This is a genomic window from Falsiroseomonas sp. HW251, assembly GCF_050563545.1.
Classification (GTDB): Bacteria; Pseudomonadota; Alphaproteobacteria; order Acetobacterales; family Acetobacteraceae; genus Falsiroseomonas.
The window spans coordinates 69,336-95,523 of the sequence record NZ_JBNXUM010000018.1 but is presented as its reverse complement, the minus strand read 5'-3'; the positions used below and the strand labels follow the sequence as shown (position 1 = coordinate 95,523).

The window sequence follows — 26,188 nt, the reverse complement described above, 5'->3', positions numbered from 1 at the left end:
CACCGCAGCGCTTTCCGCGCCAAATCTTCACCCCAGGACACCCATGAGCAGCGACGCCGCCGCCCGGACCATCGCCTTCCAGGGCCTGCCCGGCGCCTATTCCGACCTGGCCTGCCGCCACGCCCATCCCGGCTGGACCACGCTGCCCTGCCCTTCTTTTGAGGCAGCGATGGAGGCGGTCCGCGGCGGCCGCGCGGGCCTCGCCATGCTGCCGTGCGAGAATTCGCTGGCCGGGCGCGTCCCCGACATCCACCGCCTGCTGCCGGATTCCGGCCTGCATGTCGTGGGCGAGCATTTCGAGCGCGTCGAGCACTGCCTGCTGGCGCCGAAGGGCGCCTCCATCGCCACGCTGAAGCGCGCCCACAGCCATCCCGTCGCGCTCGGCCAGGTGCTGCGCATCCTGAAGGAGCTCGACCTGCAGGCCGTGATCGAGGCCGACACCGCCGGCGCCGCCCATCTGATCGCCGAGCGCGGCGGGGTGGAGGACGCCGCGATCGCGAGCGAACTCGCCGCCGAGATCTACGGGCTCGAGATCCTGCGCCGCAACGTCGAGGACGAGGCCCACAACACGACCCGCTTCTACGTGATGTCCCGCACGCCGCTGCCCGGCCCCTATGACGCCGGCAACTGGGTGACGAGCTTCGTCTTCCGCGTCCGCAACATCCCCGCCGCGCTCTACAAGGCGCTGGGCGGCTTCGCGACCAACGGCGTGAACATGACGAAGCTCGAGAGCTACATGGTGGGCGGTGCCTTCACCGCGACGCAGTTCCTGTCCGACGTGGACGGCCATCCCGAGGAGCCCGGGGTGAAGCGGGCGCTGGAGGAGCTGGCCTTCTTCTCGGCGGACCTGCGCGTGCTCGGCACCTACCGCGCGCATCCCTATCGCCTCGCGCAGCGCGAGGGGAACTGACGGCGGCGGGTTTTAGGGTTTTGGGATTTTGGCGTTTTAGCCTTTAGGACGGTCCGGTGGCGGCCCGGGGCAAAGGCGCTGCGCCGCCAGCGAGGCCATCCGGACGCAGCTTGCCCGTGACGGTGGGATCATAACGCGAACATTTAAGCCTGCAAACGAAATTTAGGCATGCCCGGCTTGACGGCCCCGCCGCCCATTGCTTTGCCGTTACGGGTTGTTCAGGGACATGGGGCGTTGAATGGCGGTCGTCGTCGCTTTGGACGAGTTCGGGCGTGGCGTGAACATGACGGATGTCGGCCTGGCGAGCTGGCTTCTCGACGGGCCGGCCACGCCAACGCGCTTCTTCAGCCCCGTGCTGCAGGGTAGCTTCGCCAGTTGGAATTACGGCGTCGCGACGTCGCTGATGAACGTGGATTCGGCACCGATCGCCGGGTTCTTGATAAGCGTGTCAGGCCTTGGCGGGGTCTATGCCGTCACAGGGTTCCAGAGCCAGGACGCGGCGGGCAACCCACTCGTGACGATCGGCGGGCTCAGCCTGAGCGTGACCAGCGCCGACCTGCGCGACATGACCTTCCTGGGGACGGACTTCCTCACCGGCTCCGATACCGTCACGGGCAACCGCTTCTCCGACGTGCTGCGCGGATCGGCGGGCCAGGATTCGCTGGTTGGCGGAGACGGCGGCGACATCCTGAAGGGCGACGGCGGCGCCGACACGCTGAGCGGCGAGGCGGGGTCGAACGTGCTGATCGGCGGCGCGGGCACCGACGTCGCGCTGCTGCCGGGCACGGCGGCCGGCGCCTCCTTCTTCTTGGGTGGGACCTTCACGCTGGTGATCGCCGCGGATGGCAGCGCCCATGCGCTGGCCGGCGTGGAAAGTGTGCGCTTCGGCGGCGGCGCCGTCGCCTCCCTCACCCTCGCGGTGGGGGACGGGGGATCGTTCAGCCCGACCTTCGCGCGCACCGACCTCGCGACGGGAACGGCCACGACCGTCGGGGCGCTCGACTACATCGGGCCGGTGGACTACCTGGCGCTGGCCTTCCTTGGCACCGCCGGCGGAGAGGCGGTGGGCGGCACGCGCTTCGCCGACTTCATCAACGGCCTGGGCGGCGACGACGCGGTGAGCACGGGGGCGGGCACCGACGTGGTGGATGGCGGCACCGGGTCGAACTTCATCACCGGCGGGGCGGACCGCGACGTGTTCTTTCTCGATGGCCGGGGCGGGACGACGACCTGGTCCACCATCACGGACTGGGAGGTGGGCGAGCAGCTGTCAGTCTGGGGATGGAAGCCCGGGGTGAGCACGGCAAGCTGGGTGGACCAGGCCGGGGCGACGGGGTTCCAGGGCGTGACGATGCATGGCGACCTGAACGGGGACGGGCTGATCGAGACCTCTGTCACCTGGACGGGGCAGAGCCGGGCGGTGCTGCCGAAGCCGCTGGAGTTCGACGGGCTGCTCTGGTTTCTGTGACGGGACGGCCGCGCGGCGGCGTGCTGCAGCGGCGGATCGGCTGAGCGAGCGGTCAGGGAATTCGGGCACGGGCCGGCCCGGCGACGCGCGGCACACGGCACGCACTGCGACCCTGTAGAGGCGAGATGCGGGCCTCGGCCGCAGCGTGCGGATTCGTCTTGCGCGCGCGCGCGCGCAGCGGGACAGTAGGGCGCTCGCGATCGTCGGCGGGGTGCATGGGTTGGGCCGCCATGCATCGTCCCGCGGCCGGGCCTCACAGGACCGGGTCGGCGCGCCGCATTGGGGATGGCGCGGCGCTTCCCCGGGCAGGCCGGAGGCTCCGCGTGCCCCTCGTCACCGCCTATGACCGCTTCGGCCGCGGCGTGGACATGACGTCCCTCGGCCTCGCATCCTGGCTGCTCGACGGCCCGGCGTCGCCGCCGCCGCCGACGCATGACTACAACATCCCTTTCCCCATCATGATGGATTTCAGCTACGCGGCCGCGACGATCGGGGTGAACGCCCCGCCGGTGGCCTGGCTGACCTTCTTTATCAGCGGCGCCAACAACGCCTTTACCATCGCCAACTTCCGCAGCCAGGACGCCAGCGTGCAGCCGCTGGTGGCGATCGAAGGCCTGAATTACCGCGTCAACAACGACGACATCCGCACCTTCCCCTTCCTGACCATGGATTTCCTGACCGGGGCGGACACCGTCACCGGCAACGCCTTCGCCGACGTGCTGCGTGGCGGGGCGGGCAACGACCTGCTGCGCGGCGGTGGCGGCGGCGACGTACTGAAAGGCGATGCCGGCGCCGACACGCTGGATGGGGGGGCCGGCAGCAACGTGCTGATCGGCGGCGACGGCACCGACCTTGCCGTGCTGGCCGGCACGGCGTCCGAGGCCACGGTCTCCGGCGTGGGCAACTGGACGCTGGTCTCGCATCCCGGTGGCGTGGACGCGCTGAGCGGTATCGAGACGGTGCGCTTCGGCGCCGGTCCCGTGATGACAGTCCCGGCGATGGGCGGTGCCGTTGGCGGCTTAGCGCCGACCTTCGCGCGGACCGACCTCGGCAACGGCCTTGCCGACACGCCGGCGGCCGCGGGCTATGCGGGGCCGGTGGACTACCTCGTGCTGACCTTCATCGGATCGGCCGGCGGCGAGGCGGTGCACGGCACCGGCTTCGCCGACTTCATCAACACCATGGGCGGCGACGACGCGGTCGATGCCGGCGCGGGCTCGGATGTCCTGGATGGCGGCACGGGATCGAACTTCCTGACCGGCGGGGCGGACCGCGATGTGTTCTTCCTCGACGGCCGCGGCGGCAGCACGACCTGGTCCACCATCACGGACTGGGAGGTTGGCGAGCAATTGTCCGTCTGGGGCTGGCGGCCGGGGGTGAGCCGGGCGGAATGGGCGGCCGACGCCGGCGCCGCCGGGTATCGCGGCTTGACGATGCATGGCGACCTCAACGGTGACGGGGTGATCGAGACCTCGGTGACCTGGACGGGACGCAGTCAGGCCGGGCTGCCGAAGCCCGTGGAGTTCGACGGGCTGCTCTGGTTCCTGTGAGGGGGCGAGGACAAATACGGCGGAGCGGCTCGATCGCGAGAGGGATTGCGGGCACTTAGCCAACACTACATCGTCGGCGGTTCGTTCCGGTCGCTTACTGGAGTCGCCGATGCCGCTGACCTATCCCGACCAGGATGTCTGGCCCAACAACTTCGTCGTCTACATCGAGGTAGAATGGTCGGACGGCAGCTTCACGCGCGGGTCCGGCGCCATCATCGGCCGGAACGACGTGCTGACCGCCGCGCATGTCATCTACAGCGCCACGAAGCAGGTCGAGAACGTCGCGATCTACCCGGCCTTCGACGGCGCCCCCGGTCCCTGGGGCTACTACGACGGCTTCATGGAATGGCGGTACTTCAAATTCGACGTCGACTACGACTACGGCTTCAACACCGCCGGCGAAGCTGCCTGGGACATGGCGATCATCGGGCTGGCGACGCCGCTCGGCGACAGCACGGGATGGCTGGGCTGGGCGTCCTATGCCGGCGGAGGGTCCTACGCGATCTCGGGCTATCCGGCCTCGCTGGGCGACCAGCTGGTACGGGACACCGGCTTCATGGGCCAGATCGGCTTCGGCGACGAGGCCCTCTACGACCTCCGTTCGGTGTTCGCCTCTCCGGGAATGAGCGGCGGGCCGATCATCAACGCCAACAACCAGGTCGTCGGCGTCGTATCCACCAGCGGCTGGGCGAACCGGCTGGACGGCGAGGTGGATACGCTGACCGCCTTCATGGCGGAGAACGACCAACTGCTGGTCCCGGGGTTCGTCGCGCAGCTCCAGTTCAGCGTCACCTACACCGCGACGAACAAGAGCTTCACGCTCGATCCGATCTCGTACAACGGGCCCGTGCAGAACCTGCTCTACCAATACATCGGCAGCGGGTCGGACGAGGCGATCGGAGGCACCGCGCGCAACGACTTCATCAATGCGCTGGGCGGTCGCGACGCGGTCAATGCGGGCGGCGGCGACGACGTGGTGGATGGCGGGCTGGGATCGAACTTCCTGACCGGCGGCGCCGGACGCGACGTGTTCTTCCTGGACGGCCGCAGCGGCGGCTCGACCTGGAGCACCATCACCGACTGGCAATCCGGCGAGGAACTCTCGCTGTGGGGCTTCCGCCCGGGCGTCAGCCGCACCGTGTGGGTGGACAACGCCGGTGCGGCCGGCTTCCAGGGCCGGACCCTGCATTGCGACCTGAACGGCGACGGGCTGGTCGAGACCTCGGTGACCTGGAGCGGCATGGGTGCGGGCCTGCCCGCGCCGCTGGAATTCGACAACCTCCTTTGGGTCAAGTAAGGCCGGGGGCTCTCCGGGCCCGCCTCCACGGCCGAAGCCGATTTCGGCCTGCCACGATCTGCTCTATGCCTGCGGCTGGCTGTGATGAAGCGGAGACGATCCCGTTGAACGTGTGGAACGGCGAGCAGGGCCTGACCTGGCTACCGCCGGATGCGCCGCCGGTCGAGGCGGCCTGCCCGAATTGCGGGGACGTCGCGCCGAAGCGTCCGGTCCTGCTGCTGCCCTGGCCGGAGGCACCGGCCGGGAAGGCCGTGCGCCTGCTGCGCTGCGGCGCGTGCGGCTGCGGCTTCGTCCACCCCGCCCATGTGCCGGACTACGCCGCTCAGCCGCAGGGTGGCGCGGCGGCGCTGGCCTTCTACCTCCAGCAGGGCGCCAACGTCCGGGGCATCGCCTTCAACCTGGCGCGGCTCGGCCCGCCTGCCGGCACGCGCTTCCTCGAGGTCGGCTGCGGCTTCGGCTTCGGGCTGGATTTCGCGCGCCGCGCGCTGGGCTGGACGGTGCTGGGGCTGGATCCCTCGCCCTTCGCGGCAGCCGGGCGCGACATGCTGGGGCTGCCGATCGAGAATCGCTACCTCGAACGCGACGATGCCGCGGCGGCGGGGCAGTACGACGTGGTCATGGCGTCCGAGGTGGTGGAGCACATCGCCGCGCCGCCGGGCTTCGTCCGCACCCTGGCCGGCGCGCTGCGCCCGGGCGGGCGGCTGGTGCTGACCACGCCGGATGTCGAGGCGCTGACGCCCGACACGCCGCCGGGCCTCGCCGTGCCGCTGCTCTCGCTGGGCTACCACTTGGTGCTGCAGAGCGCGCGCAGCCTCGACCTGCTGCTGCGGAACGCGGGCCTCGAGCAGGTCCATGTTCGCCGGTCGGGCGGCGCCTCGCTGGTGGGCGAGGCGCAGCTCGGGACGCATGCGGCGGCGGCGCCGATGGAGGAGCCGGCCTTCGACGCCCTGTTCCGCCGCTGGCTTAGCGAGGCGGCGGCCGCGGTTGAGCGGGGCGGCGACCTCTGGATCGGGCTGATGGTGCGGGCCTATCGCGCCGCGGTGAACGCGGCCGATGTCGAGACGGCGGACAGCCTCTGGCTCGACATCGTCGCGGCCTGCGAGGCGCGCTACCGCGCCCGCCCCGAGGAGATGAAGGGCCCGGCGGGACCGTCGCTGGAGCACCTCGCGCAACAGGAGCCGATCTGCCTCGGGCCGCTGCTGCTGCACCGCGCCTTCCACCGCCTGCTGCGCGGCGAGCCCCGTGCCACGGTGGAGCCGCTGTTCGAGGCGGCCGCCGCCGCGGCCGGACGGCTGCGCGCCGCGCTCGGGCGCATCGGGACGGATGACGGCGACGCCGAGGACATCGCCTGGGTGGCGCGGGCCGAGGCGATCCTCTGCGCGGCGGAGCGCGGCGCGCCGGATCTGGTGGCACGGCTCGACGCGCTGGGGCCGGCGCCGGCCGATCCCGCCGGTGCGCGGGCGCGGTCCATCCGGCGGCGGGCCTATGTCGGGCTGGTCAACGCGGCGCGCTTCGACCTGGCCGGCCAGATGGAGGCCGTGGTGGCGGAGGCGATGGCGCTGCCCGCGGGCGAAGCGGGCGGCGACGATGCGCTGGACCTGCTGTACTGCGCGGGCGTGCGGGAGTTGCAGGTCGCGGGCGGCTCGGCGGAGCGCGCGCTGGAACGGCTCGGGCGGCTGCGGGACGAGGCGGCGCGCGCGCGCGCGGGCGGGCGCACCGGCGGCTCGGCGATGACGCTGGCAGGGCCGGGGCGCAAGGCGACGGTCCTGGCGCTTCGCCGGCTCGGCCGGCACGAGGAGGCCGTCCGGCTCGAGCGCGAGCCCGACCCATCATGAGCTTGCGGCGCTTTGCGATGGCGGTCTGGCGGCGGTCCCGGCAGACGGCGATCGATGGCGCGGCCAAGCTTGAAGGCGCGGTGGTCCGCTTCGACACGCGCCCGCGCATCCGCGCCGAGACGGCCGGCAGCGGCGCGGGGGAGACGCCAGGGGCCCGCGTGGTGGTGTTCTGCCACTACGACAGGAGAGGCCGGATCTGGCGTCACACGCGCGACTACCTGGACTCACTGCGCGAGGCCGGCTTCGCCGTGGTCTTCGTCAGCAACGGCGCGCCGATCGCGCCGGAGGATCGCGCCTGGATCCTGGCGCGCGCCTGGCGCGTGATCGAGCGAGAGAATGTCGGCTACGATTTCGGGGCCTGGCGGGACGGCATCGCGGCCTGCGGCCTGCCGCGTGCAGACACCGCGCTGCTCGCCATTGCCAATGACAGCGTCTATGGCCCCTTCGCTCCGGTGGCCCGGCTGGTGGACCGGATGGATTTCGGCGAGGCCGATGTCTGGGGTGTCACCGATAGCTGGCAGCACCGCTGGCACCTGCAGACCTACCTCGTCGTGTTCGGGCGGCGCGTGCTGCGCGATCCGGCCTTCGGGGCCTTCTGGTCGGGCGTTCCCAACCGACGCCTGAAGCGAGGCGTGGTGCTGGACTCCGAGATCGGGCTGACGCGGGCAATGATGGCGGCCGGCCTGCGCTGCAGGGCGCTCTGGCCCTATACCGACGTGCTGGACCACCTCCGCCGATCGGCCGAGGTCGCAGCCGAGGAGAGGGAGGCGCCGCCGCCGGACCCGATGACGGAGGCCAGCGAACGGAACCGCGAGCGCGTGCTGCGCGCGGCGGCGCGGCGCGTGCCGCTCAATCCCACCGCCGACCTGTGGCGGGCGCTGCTGGAGCAGGGCTGCCCGTTCCTGAAGCGCGAATTGCTGCGGGACAATCCGGGCGGGGTGCAGGACGTGGCGGCCTGGCGCGACGTGCTTGCGCAAGCCGGGCATGGCGATCCCGAGGTGATCCTGCGCGACCTCGAGCGGTCGCTGCGCAACCGCGCGCCGTGACGGCGACGCGTCCGTTCAGAACAGCGCGGGCGGCCTCACCTGTTCCACCCCGCCGCCGCGCACGACGCCGCGCCGGCGCAGGCAGTCGAGCTCCGCATTCGCCTCGGCCTCGCGCAGGTTCCGGTTGACGATGTCCGTCCGGTAGAGGTTCTCGTTCCAGGCCGTGCGCTGCACGTCCCGGACCTGCTGGCTGTTCCGCGCCTCCGCCCGGCATTCCTGCATCGCCGCGGGGTCGTCGGTCAGCATCGGCGCGGGCTCCGGCCCGCCGCGCCCGCAGGCGGCCAGCAGCGCGGCCAGACCCACCGCGAGTAACGCACGCATCAGCCTGCCTCCAGCCAATCCTCGATCAGCCGGCGGGCGATCGAATCGACGCGCGGCAGGCCGAAGCCGTGCGCCTGGTGGTTGCGCACCTCGTCCTTGGTGAACCAGCGGGCGTCGCGCAGTTCCTCGGGGTCGATGGTGATGGCCTCGCTCAGCCCCTCGGCGTGGAAGCCGATCATGATGGAGGACGGGAAGGGCCAGGGCTGGGACGAGTGGTAGAAGACGTCGCCGACCTCGACGCCGGCCTCTTCCTTCACTTCCCGCCTGACCGCTTCCTCGAAGCTCTCGCCGGGTTCCACGAAGCCGGCCAGCGTCGAGTACATCGTCGTGTTCGGGAAGCGCTGGGAATGGCCGAGCAGGCATCGGTCGCCGCGCACCACCAGCATGATGACCGCGGGGTCCGTGCGCGGGAAATGCTGGGCGTTGCAGGCGGTGCAGACCATGACGTTGCCGGCGCTGCGCGGCGTGCAGGGCGCGCCGCAGGCGCCGCAGAAGCGGTGCCGCGTGCGCCAGTGCATCAGCCCCCGGGCATGGGCGAGCACGCTCGCCTCGCCCGGCGGCAGCAGCCCCGCGACCTGGCGCAGGTCGGTGAAGGCACCCATGCCGTCGGGCAGCAGCGGGAGCGGGTCCTCGGCCGCGGAGCAGTCCACCGTGAAGACCGGCCGCCCGTCCCAGAGGCCGAGGAAGGCCCAGGGACCGTCCTGCATCCGCACCGCCTCGGCCGCCGCGGCGGTCAGCAGCACGGCCTCGGGCTGGCCGGCCTCGACGCCCTTCATCAGCGATCGCGCGCGCCAGACCGGCGCGAAGAGCGTCTCGGGGTCCGCCAGCGCCTGGTGGATCCAGTCCGCGTCCTCGCGCAGGTGGCCGGCGCGGTCGAGCGGGCTGCCGGTATAGGCGTTGGGCCTGCTGGCGGGGATGGAGAGCATGCGGCCCGTGATGTGCCATGCGGGGGGGCGGGGGGCAACCGCGGGCGTGGCGGGACGGTTCGGGCCTGCGCTATCCTCGGTTTCGGAGACCCCATGCCTGACAGGGTGAGCCGCGGCGGTCGCGCGGCCCCCCTCAGGGCGCGAAGACGGTGAACACGTAGGCCGCCAGCAGCACGAGATGGACGATGCCCGACAGCAGGTTCGTCCGCCCGGTGCCGTAGGTGATGATGGCCACGACGAAGCCGAGCGACATGAGCACGCTGGCGCCCGCGGAGATGCCGAGTTCCAGCGGCAGCCCCATCCAGGACGCCACGAGCGCGATCGAGGGCACGGCCAAGCCGATCGAGGCCACCGCGCTGCCGAGGGCTAGGTTGATGCTGGCCTGCAGCCGGTTGCGCGCCGCCGCCCGCACCGCCGCGGCCGTTTCGGGCAGCAGCACGATGGCGGCAATGACGACGCCGACGACCGCGAAGGGCGCACCGGCCGCCGCCACCGCGGCCTCGAGCGCCGGCGCCAGGCTCTTCGCCAGCAGCACGACGGACAGCAGCGCCACGGCTAGCAGGCCGAGCGAGGCGAGCGCCAGGCGCCCGCTCGGCCCCGCATGGTCCGCCGCCTCGTCCTCTCCCACCGGCAGGAAGTAGGCGCGGTGCCAGTTCGTCTGGATGAAGAGGAAGGCGACATAGAGCCCGAGGCAGGCGGCCGAGACGAAGCCAAGCTGGAGGGGCGAGTAGAAGGGGCCGGGCACCGAAACCAGGACGTTCGGCAGCACCAGCACCATCACCGCCATCGGGATCAGCACGGCGAGGAAGGCATTGGCGCCCTCCACCCGGAATTCGGTCTCGCGCTGGCGGATGGCCCCGACCACGATGCAGAGGCCGGCAAGCCCATGCAGCACGAGCATGACGACGGCATGCACGGAATCCCGCAGCAGCGCCGGGTTCGGCTCCACGCCCAGCATCATGGAGATAATCAGCCCGACCTCGATGACGGTGACGGCAAGGGCCAGCACCAGCGTCCCGAAGGGCTCGCCTACCCGGAGCGCCACCACTTCGGCGTGGTGCACAGCGGCCACCACGTTGCCCAGCAGCACCGCCGCCAGCACGACCGCCAGGGCTCCCGGGCCCGCCTTGCCGGCCAGGAGCCAGGCCACGATGCCAAGCGCCGGCAGGACGACCGTATGGAGCGGGATGCGGTCGATCGGGGCGCTCGTCATCGGCGCAGTCTCGCCCGCCGGCACGGCCGCAGCAAGAATGCGCGGCCGGGTCGAACCGGCAAGCCCGAGGAGGCCTGACGTTCCGTCGATTCGGCCCAGGCCGCCCGCCCTCCCATTGCTCCGCGCCCCGCGAAGCCCGATATAGGGGGCGGAAGGTCGGCGACGGACGTGCCCCTCGCCAACCCGGTCAGGTCCGGAAGGAAGCAGCCGTAACGAGTTCTCGCGCGGGTCGCCCGCCGGCCTTCCACCTCCCTCATCCCCGAGGGCTTCAGAACTGGCCCGACCGGGCCCCGAGCGATCCCGGACCCCATGGCCAGCGACCTTCTCGGCAACCCGCTTCCCGAAGACGAAGACCTGCCGGAGCCACCCGCGCCGGACGGCCCCGGCCTGTTCGGCGACCCCGCGCCGCCGAAGCCCGCCGCGGCGCCCGAACCCGCGCCCGCGCCGGCCGCGGTGCCTGACCAGCCCGCCACGCCCTACCGCGTCCTCGCGCGCAAATACCGCCCGCAATCCTTCGCCGACCTGATCGGGCAGGAAGCCCTGGTCCGCACGCTGCGCAACGCTTTCGCCCAGGGGCGCGTGCACCACGCCTTCATGCTGACCGGCGTCCGCGGGGTCGGGAAGACCACCACCGCGCGGATCATCGCCCGCGCCCTGAACTGCATCGGCCCCGACGGCAAGGGCGGGCCGACGCCCGATCCCTGCGGCGTCTGTCCGGAATGCCGCGCGATCCTGGCCGACCGGCACCCCGACGTGCAGGAGCTCGACGCCGCATCCAACAACGGCGTGGACGACGTGCGGGAGCTGCGCGAGCGCCTGCGCTTCCGCCCCGCCCAGGGCCGCTTCAAGGTCATCATCCTGGACGAGGTGCACATGCTCTCGTCCGCCGCCTTCAACGCGCTGCTCAAGACGCTGGAGGAGCCGCCGCCGGACGTGAAGTTCATGCTGGCGACGACGGAGCTGCGCAAGGTGCCGGCGACGATCCTGTCGCGCTGCCAGACCTTCCACCTGCGGCGTGTCCCGCAGGAGGTGTTGCGCGCGCATTTCGCGACGATCTGCGGCAGGGAGGGCGTCGCGGCCGAGGAGGAGGCGCTGGCCATGGTCGCGCGCGCGGCCGACGGGTCGGTCCGCGACGGGCTCTCCATCCTCGACCAGGCGATCGCCCTGGCGGGCGGCGGGGCCGTGACGGCCGAGGCGGTGCGGGAGATGCTCGGCCTGGCGGACCGGGCGCTCGCGATCTCGCTGATCGAGGCGCTCATGGCCGGCGAGGTCGCGCGCGCGCTGGAGCTGTCCGGCCAGGCGCATGACCGCGGCGTCGATCCCGGCGTGATGCTGGCGGACCTGCTGGGCCTGACGCATCTGCTCTCGCGCCTGAAGACCATCCCCGCGCTGCGCAACGATCCCGCGCTGACCGAGGACGAGCGCGTGCGCGGATCGGCGCTGGCGGACAGGCTGGCGATCCCGGTGCTGGCGCGGACCTGGCAGATGCTGCTGAAGGGCGCGCAGGAGGTTGCGCAGGACGGCGTCGACCGCCGCGCGGCCGCGGAGATGGTGCTGATCCGCGTCGCCCACGTCGCCGACCTGCCGACGCCGGGCGACCTGGTGAGGCGGCTGCAGGAGATGGGCGCGCAGGGCGGCGGAGCGCCGACGCCTTCGGGCGGCGGCGGCGGCGGTGGCGGTGCGCTGCGCGCGATCGCGGGTGGCGGGGCCGTGGCCGCGGCTGCACCCCAGCCCGTCGCGCCGGCCGCGCCGCAGATCAGTTCCTGGCGCGAGGTCGTGGCGCTCGCCTCCGGGCGGCAGCCGCTGCTGCACGCGCATCTCGTGCATTCCGTCCATCCCGTGCATGTCGCGCCCGGCCGGATCGAGATCCGCCCGCGCCCCGATGCGCCGCGCGATCTCGCGCAGCAGATCGTCGGGCTGCTGCAGCAGGCGACGGGGACGCGGTGGACCGTGTCGCTGGTCGGCAACGGCGGCGAGCCGACGCTGGCCGAGCAGGGCCGCGCGGCGGAGCAGGATCGGCTGGCGATCGCGCGCGTTCACCCCCTGGTGCAGGCCGTCCTGCAGGCCTTCCCCGGCGCGGTGATCGAGGCGGTGCGCGACGGCTCGCTCGACGCCTACGGCCTCCCGCCGCCTTCGGCCGACGCGATGGATGACGGCCGCGACTTCGCGGAGTTGGAGCCCGGGCGCGATTTCGCGCCGCCGGTCGCCGAGCCCGCCGGCTTCGACGATGAATCTCCCGAGGAGGACTGAGCGCGATGAAGAACCTGGGCAACATGCTCAAGCAGGCGCAGCAGATGCAGAGCAAGATGGCCGAGATGCAGGCCAGGCTCGAGGCGATGGAGGTCGAGGGCCAGTCGGGCGCCGGCATGGTGAAGGTGCTGCTGTCCGGCAAGGGCGACCTGCGGCGCGTCGCTATCGATCCGTCCCTGATGACGGCCGACGAGAAGGAAGTGCTCGAGGATCTTCTGGTCGCGGCCCATGCCGACGCCAAGCAGAAGGTCGAGGCGACGATGGCCGAGGAGATGCAGAAGGCGACGGCGGGTCTGAACATCCCGGGCGGGCTCGGCGGGCTGAAGCTGCCGTTCTGAGCGCGCGATCCTGGCCGCGGATGCGACCCCGCGCGCAGCGCAACCATCCGGCCGGGCGCAGCAGCGCGTAGGCGCGCAAGCCAAGCGCGCGCCCGGCGCTTGAGGGCATATGCAAGACGACCCCATCGAGCGGCTGATCGCGCTGCTGGCGAAGACCCCCGGCTTGGGGCGGCGCAGCGCGCGACGGGCGGTGCTGCGCATGCTGATGCGCCCGCAGGAGACGATGCTGCCGCTGGCCGAGGCGCTGATCGAGGCGGCGCAGGCCGTGAAGCCCTGCGAGGTCTGCGGCAACCTCGATGCGCAGAGTCCGTGCGGCATCTGCCGCGACCCCCAGCGCGACCGCCACCTCGTCTGCGTGGTGGAAGGCGTGGCCGATCTCTGGGCGCTGGAACGCGCGCATGCCCATCGCGGGCTCTATCACGTGCTGGGCGGGGTACTGTCGCCGCTGGGCGGTGTCGGGCCGGAGGAGCTTTCGATCCAGCCGCTGATCGGACGCATCGGCCAGCGTGACGACGGCGGCGGGGTCGAGGAGATCATCATAGCCCTACCGGCGACCGTAGATGGCACGGCGACCGCGCATTACCTGACCGACCGTCTTAAGCCGACGGGGGTCGCCGTGACGCGGCTCGCCCAGGGGGTTCCCGTCGGCGGGGCGCTGGACGTGCTGGACGAAGGTACGCTGGCCGCCGCGTTGCGCGCGCGGCGGCCTGTTTAAATGCCTCAATCGCCGGCGCGGCCTCCGGCCGCTTGGCTTGCGCTGAGCGCGGGGCCGCTTCCGCGGTCCTGTGGGTCGCCTTACACCCCGGACTTCTGCCCGCTGGCCTCGAGCTGCATGTAGCGGCGGACCGTCGGGCTGAGGTGCTGCTCGATCCACTGCGCCATGCGGATCTCCTCGTTCAGGCTCTGCTCGAGGAGCTTCGGGGCGGCGCTGTCGCCGGCGGCCTGCGCCATCTCGATCAGCGCACGGTAGCTCGCGATCTCGAAATGCTCGAAGGCGTAGTTGGCGAAGGTGTTCTTGATCACCTCGTCCTGCGCCAACGCATGCCCCATCGCGGCCAGGTTGCCCATGATGGAGGTGCCGATGTCCTTCAGCGTGGAGGGCGAGGTGCCGAGCGCCTGCAGGAGCTGGTCGATCCTCTCCTGCTGGCGGCGGGATTCCTCGGCGTGCTCGCGCAGGCGTTCGCGCATCTCGGGATAGTTCTCCAGCCGCTCGACCTGGCGGTTGCAGAGCTGGATGGCCTGGGCCTCCAGCGCATGGGCGTTGCTGAGACCGGCGATGTAGATGTCGCGGATGCTGCTGGCCAAGGCGTGTTCCTCCGTGTGTGGGTCAGCCGCGGCAACGGCCCAGCCCCGCGCGCGGTTCCGGGCCCTCGCGCGGCGACGGCCGGATATGCTAAGACGCGTCTGGGTTCCCGTAGCTCAGCCGGATAGAGCACCAGATTCCTAATCTGGGGGTCGTGGGTTCGAATCCCGCCGGGAACGCCATCTGATCCGTCGCTTGCGGTCGCCGGTCCCCTGGGCCGAAGGATGGCCGGTGCCACGCGAGATGACCCGCGCCGGCATGGACGGGGTTATTGCCGCCTTTACCGGCGCCACGCGGCGATGCGCACGGCTCGGCATCGACCTTCTCGAGATCCACGGCTCGCTTGGCTACCTCGTCAGCAGCTTCCTCTCGCCCATCGCGAACTGACGGGAGGACGCGTATGGCGGCAGCCTCGAGAACCGGATGCGCTTTCCGCTCGAGGTCTTCGCGGCGGTGCGCGCCGCCTGGCCGGAGGACCGACCGCTCGGTGTCCGGTGATGCTGGTGGACCGCGTCGAGATGCATTTCATCCCGGATGCCGCGACGCGCCGCTTGCGCAGGCCGAACGGACTGGACGCACTCGATCAATGAGTGTCATGCCCGCGTGGCCGCCGACCGGCATCCGCTGCTCGACGCGGACTGGGTGAACCTGGCGCACTTCTCGACGCAACGTCGAGGACCCGCTCGCGGCCTGGCTGCTCGAATTGGGCGAGGCCGCCTACGCCGCGCTCGGCGCGCGCAGCATCCGGCTGCTCCATCGCGGGCGCCGCCCGACGCTGAAGAGCCGCCGCGCAGGCTGCGCCGTGCTGGCGGAGTGGGCGGTGGCGCCGCCGGCCTGCGCACGCGGGCTCGGGATGCCGCCGCGGGTGATGGAGGGCGAGCTTCGCCCGGACGACGCCCTCACCGGCTACCGGATCTATCCCTGGCCGGACAAGCCGGCGTTGCGCAGCATGCCCGCCTGCGTCGCGTGCCGATGCGGGGGGATCCGCGCGTCGGCCGTCTCAGCGCAGCTTGGGGAGCACGCGGCCGGCCCCGTCGTAGCCGTCCCAAGGGCCGGTCCGCCCCTTGATCCGCGCTCGGGCCGTGTGGATGGTGAAGGCGGCTGGATCGAGCTTCGGTCCGACCTCCGCCCAGGACAGCGGCATCGATACCGTCGCGCCGGGCCGCGCCCGCGGCGACCACGCCGCGACCGCCGTCGAGCCGCGGTCGTTCCTGAGGTAGTCGAGGAAGATCCGGCCCGTCCGCGTCCGCTTCGCGATGCTGGTCGTGAAGCGGTCACGGCTGTCGGCCGCCATCAGTTCCACCATCGCCCGGCAGAACGCCTTGGCCTCCGCCCAGTCCACGCGGGGCTTCAGGGGCACCACGACATGCAGGCCCTTTCCGCCGGTGGTCTTGCAGAAGGCAGCGAGGCCCAGCGTCTCCAGGCGCTGGCGCATCTCCTTCGCCGCCTCCACCACGCGCGCGAAGGGCAGCCCCTCGTCGGGATCGAAGTCGAAGACCAGGCGATCGGGCCGGTCCTCGTCGCTGATGCGCGAGCCCCAGGGATGGATCTCCAGCACGCCGGCCTGGGCGAGGGCCTGCAGCGCCTCCGGCCTGTCGATCGCGAGCAGCGGCTTCGTCTCGCCGGCGACCTCGACGAGTCGGATCAGCTGCGACGTGCCGGGCATCTGGTGGCGCTGGAAGAAGCGCTGGCCGTGGATGCCGTCGGGCGCGCGGACGAGCGAGAGAGGCCGCCCCCCCGCGTAGTCGAGCAGCGGCCCGGCGACCGCGGCGTAGTAGGCCGCGAGGTCGCGCTTCGTCACGCCGTCCTCCGGCCAGAGTAGCTTGTCGGGGTTCGACAGCGACACGCCGCCTGCCCCGGCCTTTGCGGTCGCGCGGCGTGCCGGCGCGGCGGCCCGGCCCGGCGCTTCGACCCGCGGCACGACGACCTCGCCTGCAGGCTTGTCCTCCCGGATCCCCTTGTAGCTGGCCTGGCGGATCAGGCCGTCGCCGGTCCAGCCGGTGTAGTCGATCTCCGCGACGAGCCGCGGCTCCACCCAGGTCGTCGCACGGCGCTCCTTCGGCGGCACGTTGTCTGCCGGCGGCGTGGCGCGCCGCAGCGGCCCGAGCAGACGCAACAGCTTCGTCGCCTGGCCAGCGCCGATGCCGCTGCCGACCCGCCCGAGATAGACCAGCCGGCCGTCGCGCCGCGCGCCCAGCAGCAGCGTCAGCGCGCCCTTCGCGCCCTCGCCATGGCCGATGACGATGAACTCGTCGTTGCCGCGGCACTTCGACTTCACCCACTCACCCCCGCGGTCGCCGGGCCGGTAGGGCGCGTCGGCACGCTTCGACACGACGCCTTCCAGGCCGATGCGGCAGGCGCTGCGCAGCACCGCGTCGCCGGCCTCGGCGAAGGGCTCGACGTAGCGCAGCGTCGCGGGCGTCTTGCCGAGCCACTCCCGCAGCCGCGCCTTGCGCGCCGTCAGCGGCATCCCGCGCAGGTCCTCGTTCCCGGCCGCGAGCAGGTCGAAGGCGAAGTAGACCAGGCCAGCCGTGGCCTTGCGCTCCATCGCGGAGCCCAGCAGCGCAAAATCGGGCCGCCCCTCCTCGTCCAGCGCGCAGAGTTCGCCATCCACGACGCCGTCGCCCAGCGCCGCCAGCGCGGCCGCGGTCTCGGGGAAGCGCGCGGTCCAGTCCTTGGCGTTACGGGTCCAGAGCGTGGCCTTGCCGCCGGCGACCACGGCCTCGATGCGGTAGCCGTCGAGCTTGATCTCGTGCAGCCAGCCGGCGCCGGCCGGCGCGCGATCCACCAGCCTGCAGAGCTGCGGCGGCACGAAGGCGAGCGTCGGCGCGCGCGCCGGCCGCGCGGCGCGGCCGCGCGGCTTCGGCGGGTCGGCCGGCGTCCTGGCCGTCGCGATGGCGGGCTTGCCGGCGGCGATCGCCTCCATCGTCCGGCCCGAGACGACGGAGGTCGTGGCTTCCTCGGCCAGCGCGCCGCCCTCGCCGGGACGCGCCTCCTCGTCACGGCGCTTGAACAGCAGCCATTGGGGCGCGCGCTCCTTCGGCCGCGGCTTCATGCGCACGAGGTCCCAGCCGCCGCGCAGCCGCTCCCCATGCAGCACGAATTTCAGGTTGCCCTTGGCGAGCGCTTCGGCGGGGTCGGCGATCTCCGCCGCCGGCTCCCAGCTGCCCTGGTCCCAGACCATCACCGTCCCGGCGCCGTAGCCCTCCTCGATGGCGCCTTCGAAGGCGACGTAGTCCATCGGATGGTCCTCGGTCTCGACGGCCAGGCGCTTGTCCGCGGGATCGAGGGACGGTCCGCGCGTCACGGCCCAGGATTTCAGCACGCCGCCGAGTTCGAGCCGGAAGTCGAAATGCAGCCGCGTCGCCGCATGCTTCTGCACCACGAAGCGCAGCCCGGAGCCGCGCGCCGGCGCGACGGCACCACGGGGCTCCGGCGTGCGGGCGAAGTCGCGCTTTCCCCGATAGGCATCGAGGGGATCGGGCTTGCGGGGGCGGGTGGAGGAGGAGCGAGCGGCCATGCCGCGGAAACGCGCCCCTTGCGGATCCGTTCTGACGCGGGTTCCGTGCCGGGTCAGGCCGCGGAGGGCACCGCGCCAGTGGCGCGCCCCGCTGGGCGAAGGAGACGCGCGACGCGGCCATCCCGGCGCCGCTCCACCGTCAGCAGGCGCTGGCCGAGGTCGCTGCCATCCGCGGCGATGGCCAGAAGCGCCACGGCCTCGGCCGGGCCCGCCCGGTGCGGCAACTGGACAACCGCGTGGCTGGCCGCGCGGTCGCGCGCGAGCGCGCCGAGGATCGCACCGGCCGCCCGGTGGTCGGCGGCGCCGGCGAGGGCGGGAAGCTCGACCAGCGTCACACGCCCCTCCTCGTCCGCGAGAAACGCGCGTGCCGGCAGGTCGCGCCGGCCGCGCGCCGTCCGGACCAGCAGGGCCTGCACATGATCGAGCAGTGCCGCAGATGTGAGGTTCGCGAGTCGGATCATCGGCGTCTTCCGGTGCGCAAGGCCGCAACGCCGGTCTGCACAGCGGGTGCCGCAGCGAAGACGGCCGTTTTCCCTGCGTATCCGGACGCGATCCACATATCCACAGTTCTTGCGCCGCAATGATGCCGCTTCGAGCGGTGCTTTTCGGATGGGCGCGAATCCAGGCATCTGCCCTCCGACTCGCATCGCAGACGCGAACTCCGACGCGCCGTGGCGACCGCGCTGCGGAGGGCAACCCGTCAATCCGTGCGTCCGTTTGCCAGATATCCCGCACCAACCAAAGGCGAGACCACGCGCATGGCAGCACGACCGACATGGGAGGGGCACCTCCGACTGTCGCTCGTTACCTGCCCCGTCCGGCTCTTCAAGGCGGTCGGGGAGGGCGACCAGGTCCACTTCAACCTGCTGCATCGCGAGACGCTCAACCGCGTCAGGCAGGCCTGGAAAGACCCGGAGGACGGCTTCGTCGACCGCAAGGACCTCGTCCGCGGCTACCAGGTGGAGCGCGACCGCTACGTCGTCGTCGAGGACGACGACTTGAAGAAGCTGAAGCTCGAGAGCACCAGGGTCATCGACATCGAGCGCTTCGTGGATGGGCGGGAGATCGACCGTCTCTACTGGGACGAGCCCTACTACCTCGTGCCCGACGGCAAGCCGGCGCAGGACGCCTATGCCGTCATCCGCGAGGCGATGCGCGACGAGCACCAGGTCGCGCTCGGCCGCCTCGTCATGTCCAGCCGGGAGCGGATCGTCGCCGTCGAGACGCGCGGCAAGGGCATGCTGCTGTCCACCCTGCACAGCCAGGACGAGGTGCGCAGCGACGAAGACGCCTTCGCGACCATTGCCGAGGTCAAGATCGACAAGCGGATGGTCGAGATCGCGAAGCAGATCATCGCCCAGGCCAAGGGGCCCTTCGATCCCGCCGAGTTCAACGACCGCTACAAGGAAGCCGTGCGCGCCCTCGTCGAGAGCCTGTCGGGCGGCGAGGCGGCCGTCCACCGCCCGTCGGCGGCGCCATCGGAGAGCAACGTCGTCGACCTCATGGAGGCGTTGCGGCGTTCGCTGAAGGCGCCGCCCGGCGCGAAGCCCGAGCCCGAGGAAAAGCCGCGCGGCGCCGGCGCGTCGCGCGAGGCGGGCGGCAAGAGGGGTGCCGCGCCGGCAGCCGGCCGTGCGGAACGCCGCACCTCCGCCCGCAGAGGAGGCACCCATGCCCCGCGGCGTGCTGCTGGGTGAGTTGTCGTTCCTCGGCGCACCGCCCTATCGGCGCGAGCCCGGTGAGCACTGCTTCGTCGTCGCCCGGCAGCCGGAGACCGGCGATGCGATGCCGACCTTCCTGCGCTGGGGCCTGGACGTGGCGGACGGATCGCAGCGGCGGCTCCAGTTCCGTGCGGACCAGCTCGCCGGCCGCCGCCTTGCCGGCATGGCGCGGTGCATCGTGCCGGTGTCGGGCTTCGCCCGGCTGGGACCGCGGCGGACCTGCATCGACGTCACGCTGACGACCCCGACGAGCCTCGCCGCCGCGGCAGTCTGGACGCAGGACGCCGGCGGGCCGGCCTTCGCGATCATCACGGCGGAAGCGGGCGACGATCTGCATCCGATGCTGGTGCGCACGCCGGTGCTTCTGGCGCCGGCAGCCTGGCCGCGGTGGCTGGCCGACGGGCCGCTGACGGGCGCCGCCCTGGCTGCCGTGGCGCGCCCCGTCCCGGCGGCCTGGCTGCGGATCGAGCAGCGGAAAGGCAGGCTGGGGGAGCCGTCCCTGTCGGTCGCGCGCCAGGTCGAGGAATGGGCGCCGGGCAGCCTGCCGCTGCGCGAGCCGGTGCTGCGGTTCGGGCCGCGCGGCCGGCGCGCCGCGACATCGGCGGACGCGGCCTGATGGGAAGGCGGCGCGGCGCCACGCTCGATATCGTCCGGCGTGTCCAGGGTCGTGACGTTGTCTTCACCGGGCATGCGCGGTGCTACTGGCTGGACCTCGACGAGGGATACCGCGTCTTCTTCCACCGCAACGCCGGACGCTGGGTGGTGACGCGCGCGGGCTCCCCCGCCGTTCTCAGCCAGGGCCGGTCGCTGACCGAGGCCTACGCCCGCGTCCGCAGCCACTACCTCGCGATGCGACGCCTGGCGGGGTGACGGCCGGAGGCCTGCCGATCAGACCGCATCGCCCGCGATCCCGTGCTCCGGCGGCGTCGTGGCCGCATCCGATGGACTATCGGACGCAACGCTGAAGGAAGCGTCGCACGGCGTCGTCGCTCGTCAGCCCGATCGCGGTTGCCAGGGCCGCCTTGCCGCCGGGCTCGTCGCCGAGCCTCGCCAGTACGCGGGCCCTCGTCGCCCAATACGGCTGGTAGGTCGCGACGGCGCCAGGCCCGCCGGCCAGGCCTGCTGCCTCGTCGAGCGCATCGGACGCGGCGGCGACGTCGCCGGCCTCGAGCAGCGCCGCCGCGCGCGCGACCCGGGCGCCCAACGTCGGGACATGCGCGACGAGCAGGTCGTACAGCACGCGAAGCGCGGCGTGGTCGGTGAAGCCGCGCACGGCACGGCCGACATGCACCGACTGGACCGCCGCCTCGCAGAGGAAGCGGCCGAAGACGCCGGCGCGCGATGCCTCGACCAGCAGCGCCTCGGCTTCGCGGATCATCGCGGCGTCCCACAGCCGCGGATCCTGCGCGGCGAGCGGGACGAAGGCGCCGTCCGGTCCCCGTCGCGCCGCGCGCCGCGCCTCGCAGTAGAGCATCAGCGCGAGCAGGCCCTTCGCCTCCGGCGCGCCGGGCAGCAGCGCGACGAGAAGGCGGCCGAGGAAGATCGCCTCCTCCGCCAGGCCGCCGCGCCCGGGCTCGGGGCCCGCCGCACCGACGGTGTCCCAGGCCACGCCATAGGCCGCATAGACCGCGTCGAGGACATGGGCGAGCCGTTCCGGCATCACCTCCGGCCCCGGCACCACGAAGCGGATGCCGGCATCGCGGATGCGCGCCTTGGCCCGCACCAGCCGCTGCCCCATCGTCGCGGGCGGGACCAGGAAGGCGCCGGCGATCCGCGCGGCGTCCAGGCCGAGCACGGCCTGCAGCATCAGCGGCGTGCGGATCGCCGCATCGATCGCGGGATGGGCGCAGGCGAAGAGCAGGCCGAGCCGTTCGTCCGGCAGCGCGTCGTCTCGATCGCCCGCTTGCTCCTGCCGGCGCAGCAGTTCCGCCGACGCGGCGTCGCGGACGCGCCCGTGGCGGTGCTCGTTCAGCAGGCGGTTGCGCGCGACCGTCATCAGCCAGGCATCGGGGTTCGCCGGCACGCCGTTCCTCGGCCAGGCGACCAGCGCCGCCGCGAAGGCCTCGGCAAGCGCGTCCTCGGCCGCGGCGATGTCGCGCGTGCGCGCCGCGAGCAGCGCGAGGAGCCGGCCGTAGGAGGCGCGCGCCGCGGCCTCGGCGGCGCGGCGCGCGACCTCCTCCGTCACGCCCGCGGCGCCATGGGCAGCACCGGCCGCACCTCGACGGAGGCATAGGCCGCGGACGGCGCGCGCGCGGCCCAGGCGATGGCCGCGTCGAGGTCCGGGACCTCGATGACGAAGTAGCCGCCGAGCTGTTCCTTGGTGTCGGCGAAGGGGCCGTCCTGCACCATCGTGCGGCCGTCCTTCACGCGCACGGTGGTCGCGCTGTGCGGGCCCTGGAGGGCGTCGCCCTTCACGATGATGCCGGCCTGCGCCATGGCGCCGATGAAAGCGTTCCAGCCGGCCCAGTAGGTCGCGGTGTCGGGGTGGCCGGAGCGCCTGGCGAACTCGGCCTCGGTCTCGTTCAGGATGAGCATGAACTGCATGGCAGTCGGTCCTTTCGGTTGCGGTCAGGATCGGGCCGGCGCGGCGGAAAGGCGAGCGGAAAGCACGGCCTTGCCCGGCATGCCGAGGCCGCGCCACGCCAGGGCGAGCAGCCCGGCGGCGACTGCCAGGACCAGCAGCAGGATCGCGACCTGGCCCAGCCCGAAGGCCGCGAAGACGCCCTGCGTCACGTCGCCTGCAAAGAGCACGAGATAGCCGGCGAGCGACGCCGCAAGGACCGGCACCGCGGCGCGGCGGCGCAGCAGCATCAGGACGCAGCCCGCGACGCCGCCGAAGACGCCGAGCGCGAAGGCCAAGGCCATCCAGCCCGGCAGGCCGGCATACAGCGCGGCCTGGGCGGGGGTCATGCCGCCGGCCACGAGCGCGGCCTCGGTCGCGAGTTCGGTGGCGACGAAGCGCGTTGCGCCGAACAGGTTCCAGGCGAGGCCGATGGCGGCGGCGGGGATGACGAAGCGGGGCGGGATCGAGGATGTCACGGTGCGGTTGCTCCGGCGGTCGGGCGGCGGCCTGCCGCGGCGCGGAAGGTGGCTGCCCGACGCCGTGACACGCGGGCCGGGGCGATTTCGACAGCGCCGCGGAAATTTCTGCACTCGCCCGGTTTCGTGGCGCGATCGCGGCGATCACTGCCCTGGTGGACCGCGCGACCCACGCAGGGCGGCGGCGTGCCCGCTGAGACGCGCAGCGGTCATCGCGGCGTCGCGCCGCTGCAACGCCGGGGCGCTACAGCGCGCGGCACGAAGAACCCGGAGCGAATGATGCGTGCCGCGTCGGCGCTTTTCGACACCCGCCGATCCGTCAGGCTCGGCCTTTCGGCGCGCGCGGGATCGCGATTTCCGTGCGGTTCCATCCCGAGGGCAGGCGGCGGTAGTCGCGGATCGTCGAGATCCGCCGGATGAGCGCCAGGCCGAGACCGCCGACCTTGTCGTCGTCGAGGCCGGGGGCCGCCGGCTCCGTGGTTTCGCGCGGGTCGAAGGGCGCCGCCGCGTCGTCCAGCGTGACGACAAGCTCCGAGGCGGTCGCCGTCACGGCGATGCGGAGAAGCGCCGGCTCGCTTTCGAAGCGGCCGTGCATGATGAGGTTCGCCGAGAGCTCCTCGATCACCAGCCTCACGCGGGAGGTCGGGATCTCCTCCACGCCCTCGGTCTGCAGGGCGGACGCGATCTCGTCCTGCAGGGCGGCAACGGAGGCCGTCGCCAGCGGCACCTCCCGCTCGATCCGCACGGGTTCAGGCGCCAAGCACGGCAAGGGCTTCCTCCTCCGTCGCGACATGCGGCAGCACCGCGTCCAGGGCCAGGTTCTCCAGCACGTCCATCACGGCGGGCCGCGCGCCGTACATCACGAAATGCCCGCCGCGTCGCCTCACCACGCGGGAGGTGGAGAGCAGCAGCCGGATGCCGAGCGACGACATGAACTCCAGCTCCGTCAGGTCGAGAAGGACGCTGCGGCCGCTGGACGCGATGGTGGCCGTGAAGGGTATCTCGACCGCGCCGACGGTGTCGGAGTCGAGCCGGCCCGTCAGACGGACCTTGTTTGCCGCAGGGCCGAGTTCGATGACTTCATACTTCACGGTCTGTCTCCCGCGGAACCGATCCGGCTCTACAGGGGCGGCGTGCCAGCTGCGTGACGGTTTGATTGCGGTTTCGTGGCGTTCGGGCGCTGGCCGTCAGCCAGGCGGTAGGGCGAGCCGTAGGCCTTGCCGAGCGGCTCGACGGCGACCGCGAGGCCCTTTCGGCCCAGGGCCAGGTTAAGCCGGCGCACGGTGCGCCTCAGGATCTCGGCGCCGAAAGGCCCGGCGCTGAAGCCGCAGAGCCGCATCAGCAGCGTCTCCCCGACCGGTCGTCCGCCGGCCAGCGCCGTCGCGGCGAAAAGGTTGAAGTCGCGTTCGCTCTCGAAGCCAACGCGGTGCCCTGCGACGCACAGGCTGCGGTCCTCGATGTCGAGGATGCCGAATGGCAGCATGGCCGTCGGGCCGATGCGCTCCACCGCGGGATCGGCAAGGCTATCGACGGCATCCAGCAACGACGGCAGGGCACGTGGCCCGGCGACCCGGGCGGGGCCCCGGCCAGGACCGTCATGTGGGAAAGTCCCGACGACACGAAGCTCGTAGCGCTCGGCGATCCAGTAGCCGAGGCCGCGTCGCGACCGCACGAGATCCGCGAGGCCGAGCACCCGCAACTCGGAGCGCAGCAGCGTCACCGCGGCGCGGGCGGCGCTGATGGGGTCGACGCCCGTCCTGATGGCCAGCAACTCTGCCAGCTCTCGGGCCCCGATGGGCTCGCGGCGCCGTCCGGCGAGCGTGGCCAGGATCGCCGCGCTGGTCCGGCGCAGCTGCCCAACCCCCGTCGCGGCGGAGAGGCTGCAATCGTCCAGCGACAGCAGCAGCCAGGGCGCCGAGGTATGAGCCACCGCCAAGCCGGCCTCGCCTGCATGCGCGGCGGCTGGGGGCATGCTGTCGCCCGCCATCTCCGCGCTCCGATGGCTCGGCCTAGCTCTCGACGTCCAGCGCATAGCCCGCGGAGCGCACGGTGCGGATCACGTCGATCTCGCCATCCCCGTTGACGGCCTTGCGCAGCCGGCGGATATGCACGTCCACCGTCCGCGGCTCGACATGGATGTCGCGGCCCCAGACGCCGTCCAGCAGCTGTTCGCGCGAGAAGACGCGCCCGGGATGCTGCAGGAAGAACTCCAGCAGCCGGTATTCCGTGGGACCGAGATGCAGCGACCGCCCGCCCCGCGTCACGCGATGCGCGTCCTGGTCCATCACGATGTCCTGCCAGGAAAGGCGGCCCTTCACGGGAAGGCTGCCCGAGCGCCGGAGGAGCGCCCTGATGCGCGCGAGCAGGGCCTCCATCGCAAAGGGCTTGGCGATGTAGTCGTCCGCTCCGGTGTCGAGCGCGCGCACCGCATCCTGATCCTCGGTGCGCGCGGTCACCATGATGATCGGCAATTCCCGCGTGGCGGGCTTGCGGCGGATCTGGCGGCAGACCTCGATCCCCGACAGGGTCGGAAGCATCCAGTCCAGCAGGACCAGGTCGGGTGTCCTTTCGGAAACGCGAAGCAGCGCTTCCTGGCCGTCGGCGGCTTCCTCGACCCGGAAGCCCTGCTTCTCCAGGTTGTAGCGCAGCAGCGTCAGCAGCGGCGCCTCGTCCTCCACGACCAGGATGGTCGGCTTCGCGAAGCCATTGGCGTCGGGCATGGCGGCTTACTCCGGGGGTCGGACCACGGCATAGGCGGAGGCATCGCCCTTCGGCCGATCCTCCGGGAGGCTGTTCCCGCGCACGGCGTAGTGCACGGTTTCGGCGATGTTGGTGGCGTGGTCGCCGATGCGTTCGAGGTTCTTGGCGATGAAGAGGAGGTGGATCGCGGCCGTGATGTTGCGGGGATCCTCCATCATGTGGGTCAGCATCTCGCGGAAGATGCCGTTGTAGATGCTGTCGATCGGCTCGTCGGAGGCCCAGACGCGCTCCGCGGCCTCCGCATCCTCGTTAACCAGCGCGTCGATGGCGAGCTTGAGGTTCTCCTGCACCAGCACCGACATGCGCTGGAAGCCGTTGAGGCTGCCGATGCTGGGCTGCTGGGCCAGCACCACGCTGCGCTTGGCCCCGTTGCGGGCGTAGTCGCCGATCCGCTCCAGGTCGTGGCTGAGCTTCATCGCGGCCACGATGAAGCGGAGGTCGCTGGCCATGGGCTGCCGCAGGGCGAGCAGGCGGATGCAGAACGCCTCGATCTCCCGCTCGAGCTGGTCCAGCGCGGCGTCGCGGCTGACGACTTCCGAGGCCAGCGTGGCGTCCCGGCGCACGAGTGCGAGCGTCGAATCATTGACCTGGCGCTCCGCGAGGCCGCCCATGCGGGCGACCATGTCGCGGAGCTTGCGCAGCTGCTCCTCGTAGGATCGGACGATGTGCTCGGTCTGCTGTTCGTTCGGCATGG

Annotated in this window: 26 protein-coding genes, 1 tRNA gene, 1 other RNA gene and 1 pseudogene; 15 read left to right on the top strand and 14 right to left on the bottom strand. The window is 72.1% G+C overall.

Translation table 11 applies throughout. The annotated features are described in order from the left end of the window. The first annotated feature begins 43 nt into the window (after positions 1–43). The 6 genes from ACLF3M_RS21355 (at position 44) to ACLF3M_RS21330 (ending at position 8,106) form a co-directional block, all read left to right on the top strand. Complete coding sequence (locus ACLF3M_RS21355) at positions 44–910, top strand: prephenate dehydratase (protein WP_430658998.1); 867 nt, start codon at positions 44–46, stop codon at positions 908–910. A gap of 238 nt (positions 911–1,148) precedes the next feature. Next, entirely contained in the window at positions 1,149–2,378 is a 1,230-nt protein-coding gene (locus ACLF3M_RS21350) for a calcium-binding protein (RefSeq protein ID WP_430658997.1), read from the top strand. A gap of 323 nt (positions 2,379–2,701) precedes the next feature. Further along, positions 2,702–3,928 (top strand): calcium-binding protein, encoded by a 1,227-nt coding sequence (locus ACLF3M_RS21345; protein ID WP_430658996.1) that lies wholly within the window; start codon positions 2,702–2,704, stop codon positions 3,926–3,928. Positions 3,929–4,037: 109 nt separating this feature from the next. Beyond that, on the top strand, positions 4,038–5,225 hold the full coding sequence (locus ACLF3M_RS21340; RefSeq protein ID WP_430658995.1) for a trypsin-like peptidase domain-containing protein: 1,188 nt from the start codon (positions 4,038–4,040) through the stop codon (positions 5,223–5,225). Positions 5,226–5,335: 110 nt separating this feature from the next. Next, on the top strand, positions 5,336–7,060 hold the full coding sequence (locus ACLF3M_RS21335) for a class I SAM-dependent methyltransferase (RefSeq protein WP_430659043.1): 1,725 nt from the start codon (positions 5,336–5,338) through the stop codon (positions 7,058–7,060). Then, positions 7,057–8,106, top strand: a complete 1,050-nt coding sequence (locus tag ACLF3M_RS21330) for a rhamnan synthesis F family protein (protein WP_430658994.1) — start codon at positions 7,057–7,059, stop codon at positions 8,104–8,106. The genes ACLF3M_RS21335 and ACLF3M_RS21330 overlap by 4 nt, the downstream gene beginning before the upstream one ends. Before the next feature lie 15 nt (positions 8,107–8,121). Here ACLF3M_RS21330 and ACLF3M_RS21325 read toward each other — a convergent pair whose 3' ends face one another. From ACLF3M_RS21325 to ACLF3M_RS21315, 3 genes are all read right to left on the bottom strand, one after another. Continuing rightward, positions 8,122–8,427: a hypothetical protein gene (locus ACLF3M_RS21325; RefSeq protein WP_430658993.1), complete on the bottom strand. Its 306-nt coding sequence runs from the start codon at positions 8,425–8,427 to the stop codon at positions 8,122–8,124. Next, positions 8,427–9,353, bottom strand: coding sequence for an NAD(+) diphosphatase (gene nudC / locus ACLF3M_RS21320; RefSeq protein ID WP_430658992.1), 927 nt, complete (start codon positions 9,351–9,353; stop codon positions 8,427–8,429). The genes ACLF3M_RS21325 and nudC overlap by 1 nt, the downstream gene beginning before the upstream one ends. A gap of 133 nt (positions 9,354–9,486) precedes the next feature. Next, positions 9,487–10,566, bottom strand: a complete 1,080-nt coding sequence (locus tag ACLF3M_RS21315; protein WP_430658991.1) for a calcium:proton antiporter — start codon at positions 10,564–10,566, stop codon at positions 9,487–9,489. Positions 10,567–10,716: 150 nt separating this feature from the next. On the opposite strand from ACLF3M_RS21315, the gene ffs reads away from it, so the two are divergent. The 4 genes from ffs to recR all read left to right on the top strand — a co-directional run bounded on the left by ffs (position 10,717) and on the right by recR (position 13,869). Continuing rightward, an RNA gene (gene ffs / locus ACLF3M_RS21310) (signal recognition particle sRNA small type) lies at positions 10,717–10,815 on the top strand. Positions 10,816–10,875: 60 nt separating this feature from the next. After that, a complete protein-coding gene (locus ACLF3M_RS21305; RefSeq protein WP_430658990.1) occupies positions 10,876–12,816 on the top strand; it encodes a DNA polymerase III subunit gamma/tau in 1,941 nt (646 codons plus the stop codon). Between the two features lie 5 nt (positions 12,817–12,821). After that, on the top strand, positions 12,822–13,154 hold the full coding sequence (locus tag ACLF3M_RS21300; RefSeq protein ID WP_430658989.1) for a YbaB/EbfC family nucleoid-associated protein: 333 nt from the start codon (positions 12,822–12,824) through the stop codon (positions 13,152–13,154). Positions 13,155–13,263: 109 nt separating this feature from the next. Next, positions 13,264–13,869: a recombination mediator RecR gene (gene recR, locus ACLF3M_RS21295; protein ID WP_430658988.1), complete on the top strand. Its 606-nt coding sequence runs from the start codon at positions 13,264–13,266 to the stop codon at positions 13,867–13,869. A gap of 80 nt (positions 13,870–13,949) precedes the next feature. Here recR and ACLF3M_RS21290 read toward each other — a convergent pair whose 3' ends face one another. Continuing rightward, on the bottom strand, positions 13,950–14,459 hold the full coding sequence (locus ACLF3M_RS21290; protein ID WP_430658987.1) for a ferritin-like domain-containing protein: 510 nt from the start codon (positions 14,457–14,459) through the stop codon (positions 13,950–13,952). A gap of 103 nt (positions 14,460–14,562) precedes the next feature. Here ACLF3M_RS21290 and ACLF3M_RS21285 point away from each other — a divergent pair. Next, a tRNA-Arg gene (locus tag ACLF3M_RS21285) sits at positions 14,563–14,639 on the top strand. A gap of 49 nt (positions 14,640–14,688) precedes the next feature. Beyond that, a pseudogene (locus ACLF3M_RS21280) lies at positions 14,689–14,955 on the top strand (hypothetical protein). Between the two features lie 502 nt (positions 14,956–15,457). On the opposite strand, the gene ligD reads toward ACLF3M_RS21280, so the two are convergent. Together ligD and ACLF3M_RS21270 are read right to left on the bottom strand one after the other, a co-directional pair. Further along, positions 15,458–17,977, bottom strand: coding sequence for a DNA ligase D (gene ligD / locus ACLF3M_RS21275; RefSeq protein WP_430658986.1), 2,520 nt, complete (start codon positions 17,975–17,977; stop codon positions 15,458–15,460). Between the two features lie 53 nt (positions 17,978–18,030). After that, entirely contained in the window at positions 18,031–18,438 is a 408-nt protein-coding gene (locus ACLF3M_RS21270) for a hypothetical protein (RefSeq protein WP_430658985.1), read from the bottom strand. 297 nt (positions 18,439–18,735) lie between these two features. Here ACLF3M_RS21270 and ACLF3M_RS21265 point away from each other — a divergent pair, with 297 nt between their 5' ends. Genes ACLF3M_RS21265 through ACLF3M_RS21255 form a run of 3 tightly spaced genes read left to right on the top strand, consistent with a single transcriptional unit; the run spans position 18,736 to position 20,565 of the window. Further along, a complete protein-coding gene (locus ACLF3M_RS21265) occupies positions 18,736–19,671 on the top strand; it encodes a Ku protein (RefSeq protein ID WP_430658984.1) in 936 nt (311 codons plus the stop codon). After that, positions 19,646–20,311, top strand: coding sequence for an SOS response-associated peptidase family protein (locus tag ACLF3M_RS21260; protein ID WP_430658983.1), 666 nt, complete (start codon positions 19,646–19,648; stop codon positions 20,309–20,311). The genes ACLF3M_RS21265 and ACLF3M_RS21260 overlap by 26 nt, the downstream gene beginning before the upstream one ends. Then, positions 20,311–20,565 carry a hypothetical protein gene (locus ACLF3M_RS21255; protein WP_430658982.1) on the top strand — a complete coding sequence of 85 codons (255 nt, stop codon included), beginning with the start codon at positions 20,311–20,313 and terminating at the stop codon, positions 20,563–20,565. Before ACLF3M_RS21260 ends, ACLF3M_RS21255 begins: the two co-directional genes overlap by 1 nt. 76 nt (positions 20,566–20,641) lie before the next feature. On the opposite strand, the gene ACLF3M_RS21250 is transcribed toward ACLF3M_RS21255, so the two are convergent. The 8 genes from ACLF3M_RS21250 to phoU all read right to left on the bottom strand — a co-directional run bounded on the left by ACLF3M_RS21250 (position 20,642) and on the right by phoU (position 26,186). Then, positions 20,642–21,880: an RNA polymerase sigma factor gene (locus ACLF3M_RS21250; protein WP_430658981.1), complete on the bottom strand. Its 1,239-nt coding sequence runs from the start codon at positions 21,878–21,880 to the stop codon at positions 20,642–20,644. Beyond that, positions 21,877–22,239, bottom strand: a complete 363-nt coding sequence (locus ACLF3M_RS21245) for a YciI family protein (RefSeq protein ID WP_430658980.1) — start codon at positions 22,237–22,239, stop codon at positions 21,877–21,879. Before ACLF3M_RS21245 ends, ACLF3M_RS21250 begins: the two co-directional genes overlap by 4 nt. Positions 22,240–22,263: 24 nt before the next feature. Further along, on the bottom strand, positions 22,264–22,734 hold the full coding sequence (locus ACLF3M_RS21240) for a hypothetical protein (RefSeq protein ID WP_430658979.1): 471 nt from the start codon (positions 22,732–22,734) through the stop codon (positions 22,264–22,266). A gap of 319 nt (positions 22,735–23,053) precedes the next feature. Next, entirely contained in the window at positions 23,054–23,494 is a 441-nt protein-coding gene (locus ACLF3M_RS21235; RefSeq protein ID WP_430658978.1) for an ATP-binding protein, read from the bottom strand. Continuing rightward, positions 23,484–23,825, bottom strand: coding sequence for an STAS domain-containing protein (locus tag ACLF3M_RS21230; protein ID WP_430658977.1), 342 nt, complete (start codon positions 23,823–23,825; stop codon positions 23,484–23,486). Before ACLF3M_RS21230 ends, ACLF3M_RS21235 begins: the two co-directional genes overlap by 11 nt. 29 nt (positions 23,826–23,854) lie before the next feature. Continuing rightward, on the bottom strand, positions 23,855–24,721 hold the full coding sequence (locus ACLF3M_RS21225) for a hypothetical protein (RefSeq protein ID WP_430658976.1): 867 nt from the start codon (positions 24,719–24,721) through the stop codon (positions 23,855–23,857). A 22-nt stretch (positions 24,722–24,743) separates the two neighbouring features. Then, positions 24,744–25,454: a phosphate regulon transcriptional regulator PhoB gene (phoB, locus tag ACLF3M_RS21220; RefSeq protein ID WP_430658975.1), complete on the bottom strand. Its 711-nt coding sequence runs from the start codon at positions 25,452–25,454 to the stop codon at positions 24,744–24,746. Between the two features lie 6 nt (positions 25,455–25,460). Then, positions 25,461–26,186 carry a phosphate signaling complex protein PhoU gene (gene phoU / locus ACLF3M_RS21215; protein WP_430658974.1) on the bottom strand — a complete coding sequence of 242 codons (726 nt, stop codon included), beginning with the start codon at positions 26,184–26,186 and terminating at the stop codon, positions 25,461–25,463. Positions 26,187–26,188 lie beyond the last annotated feature (2 nt).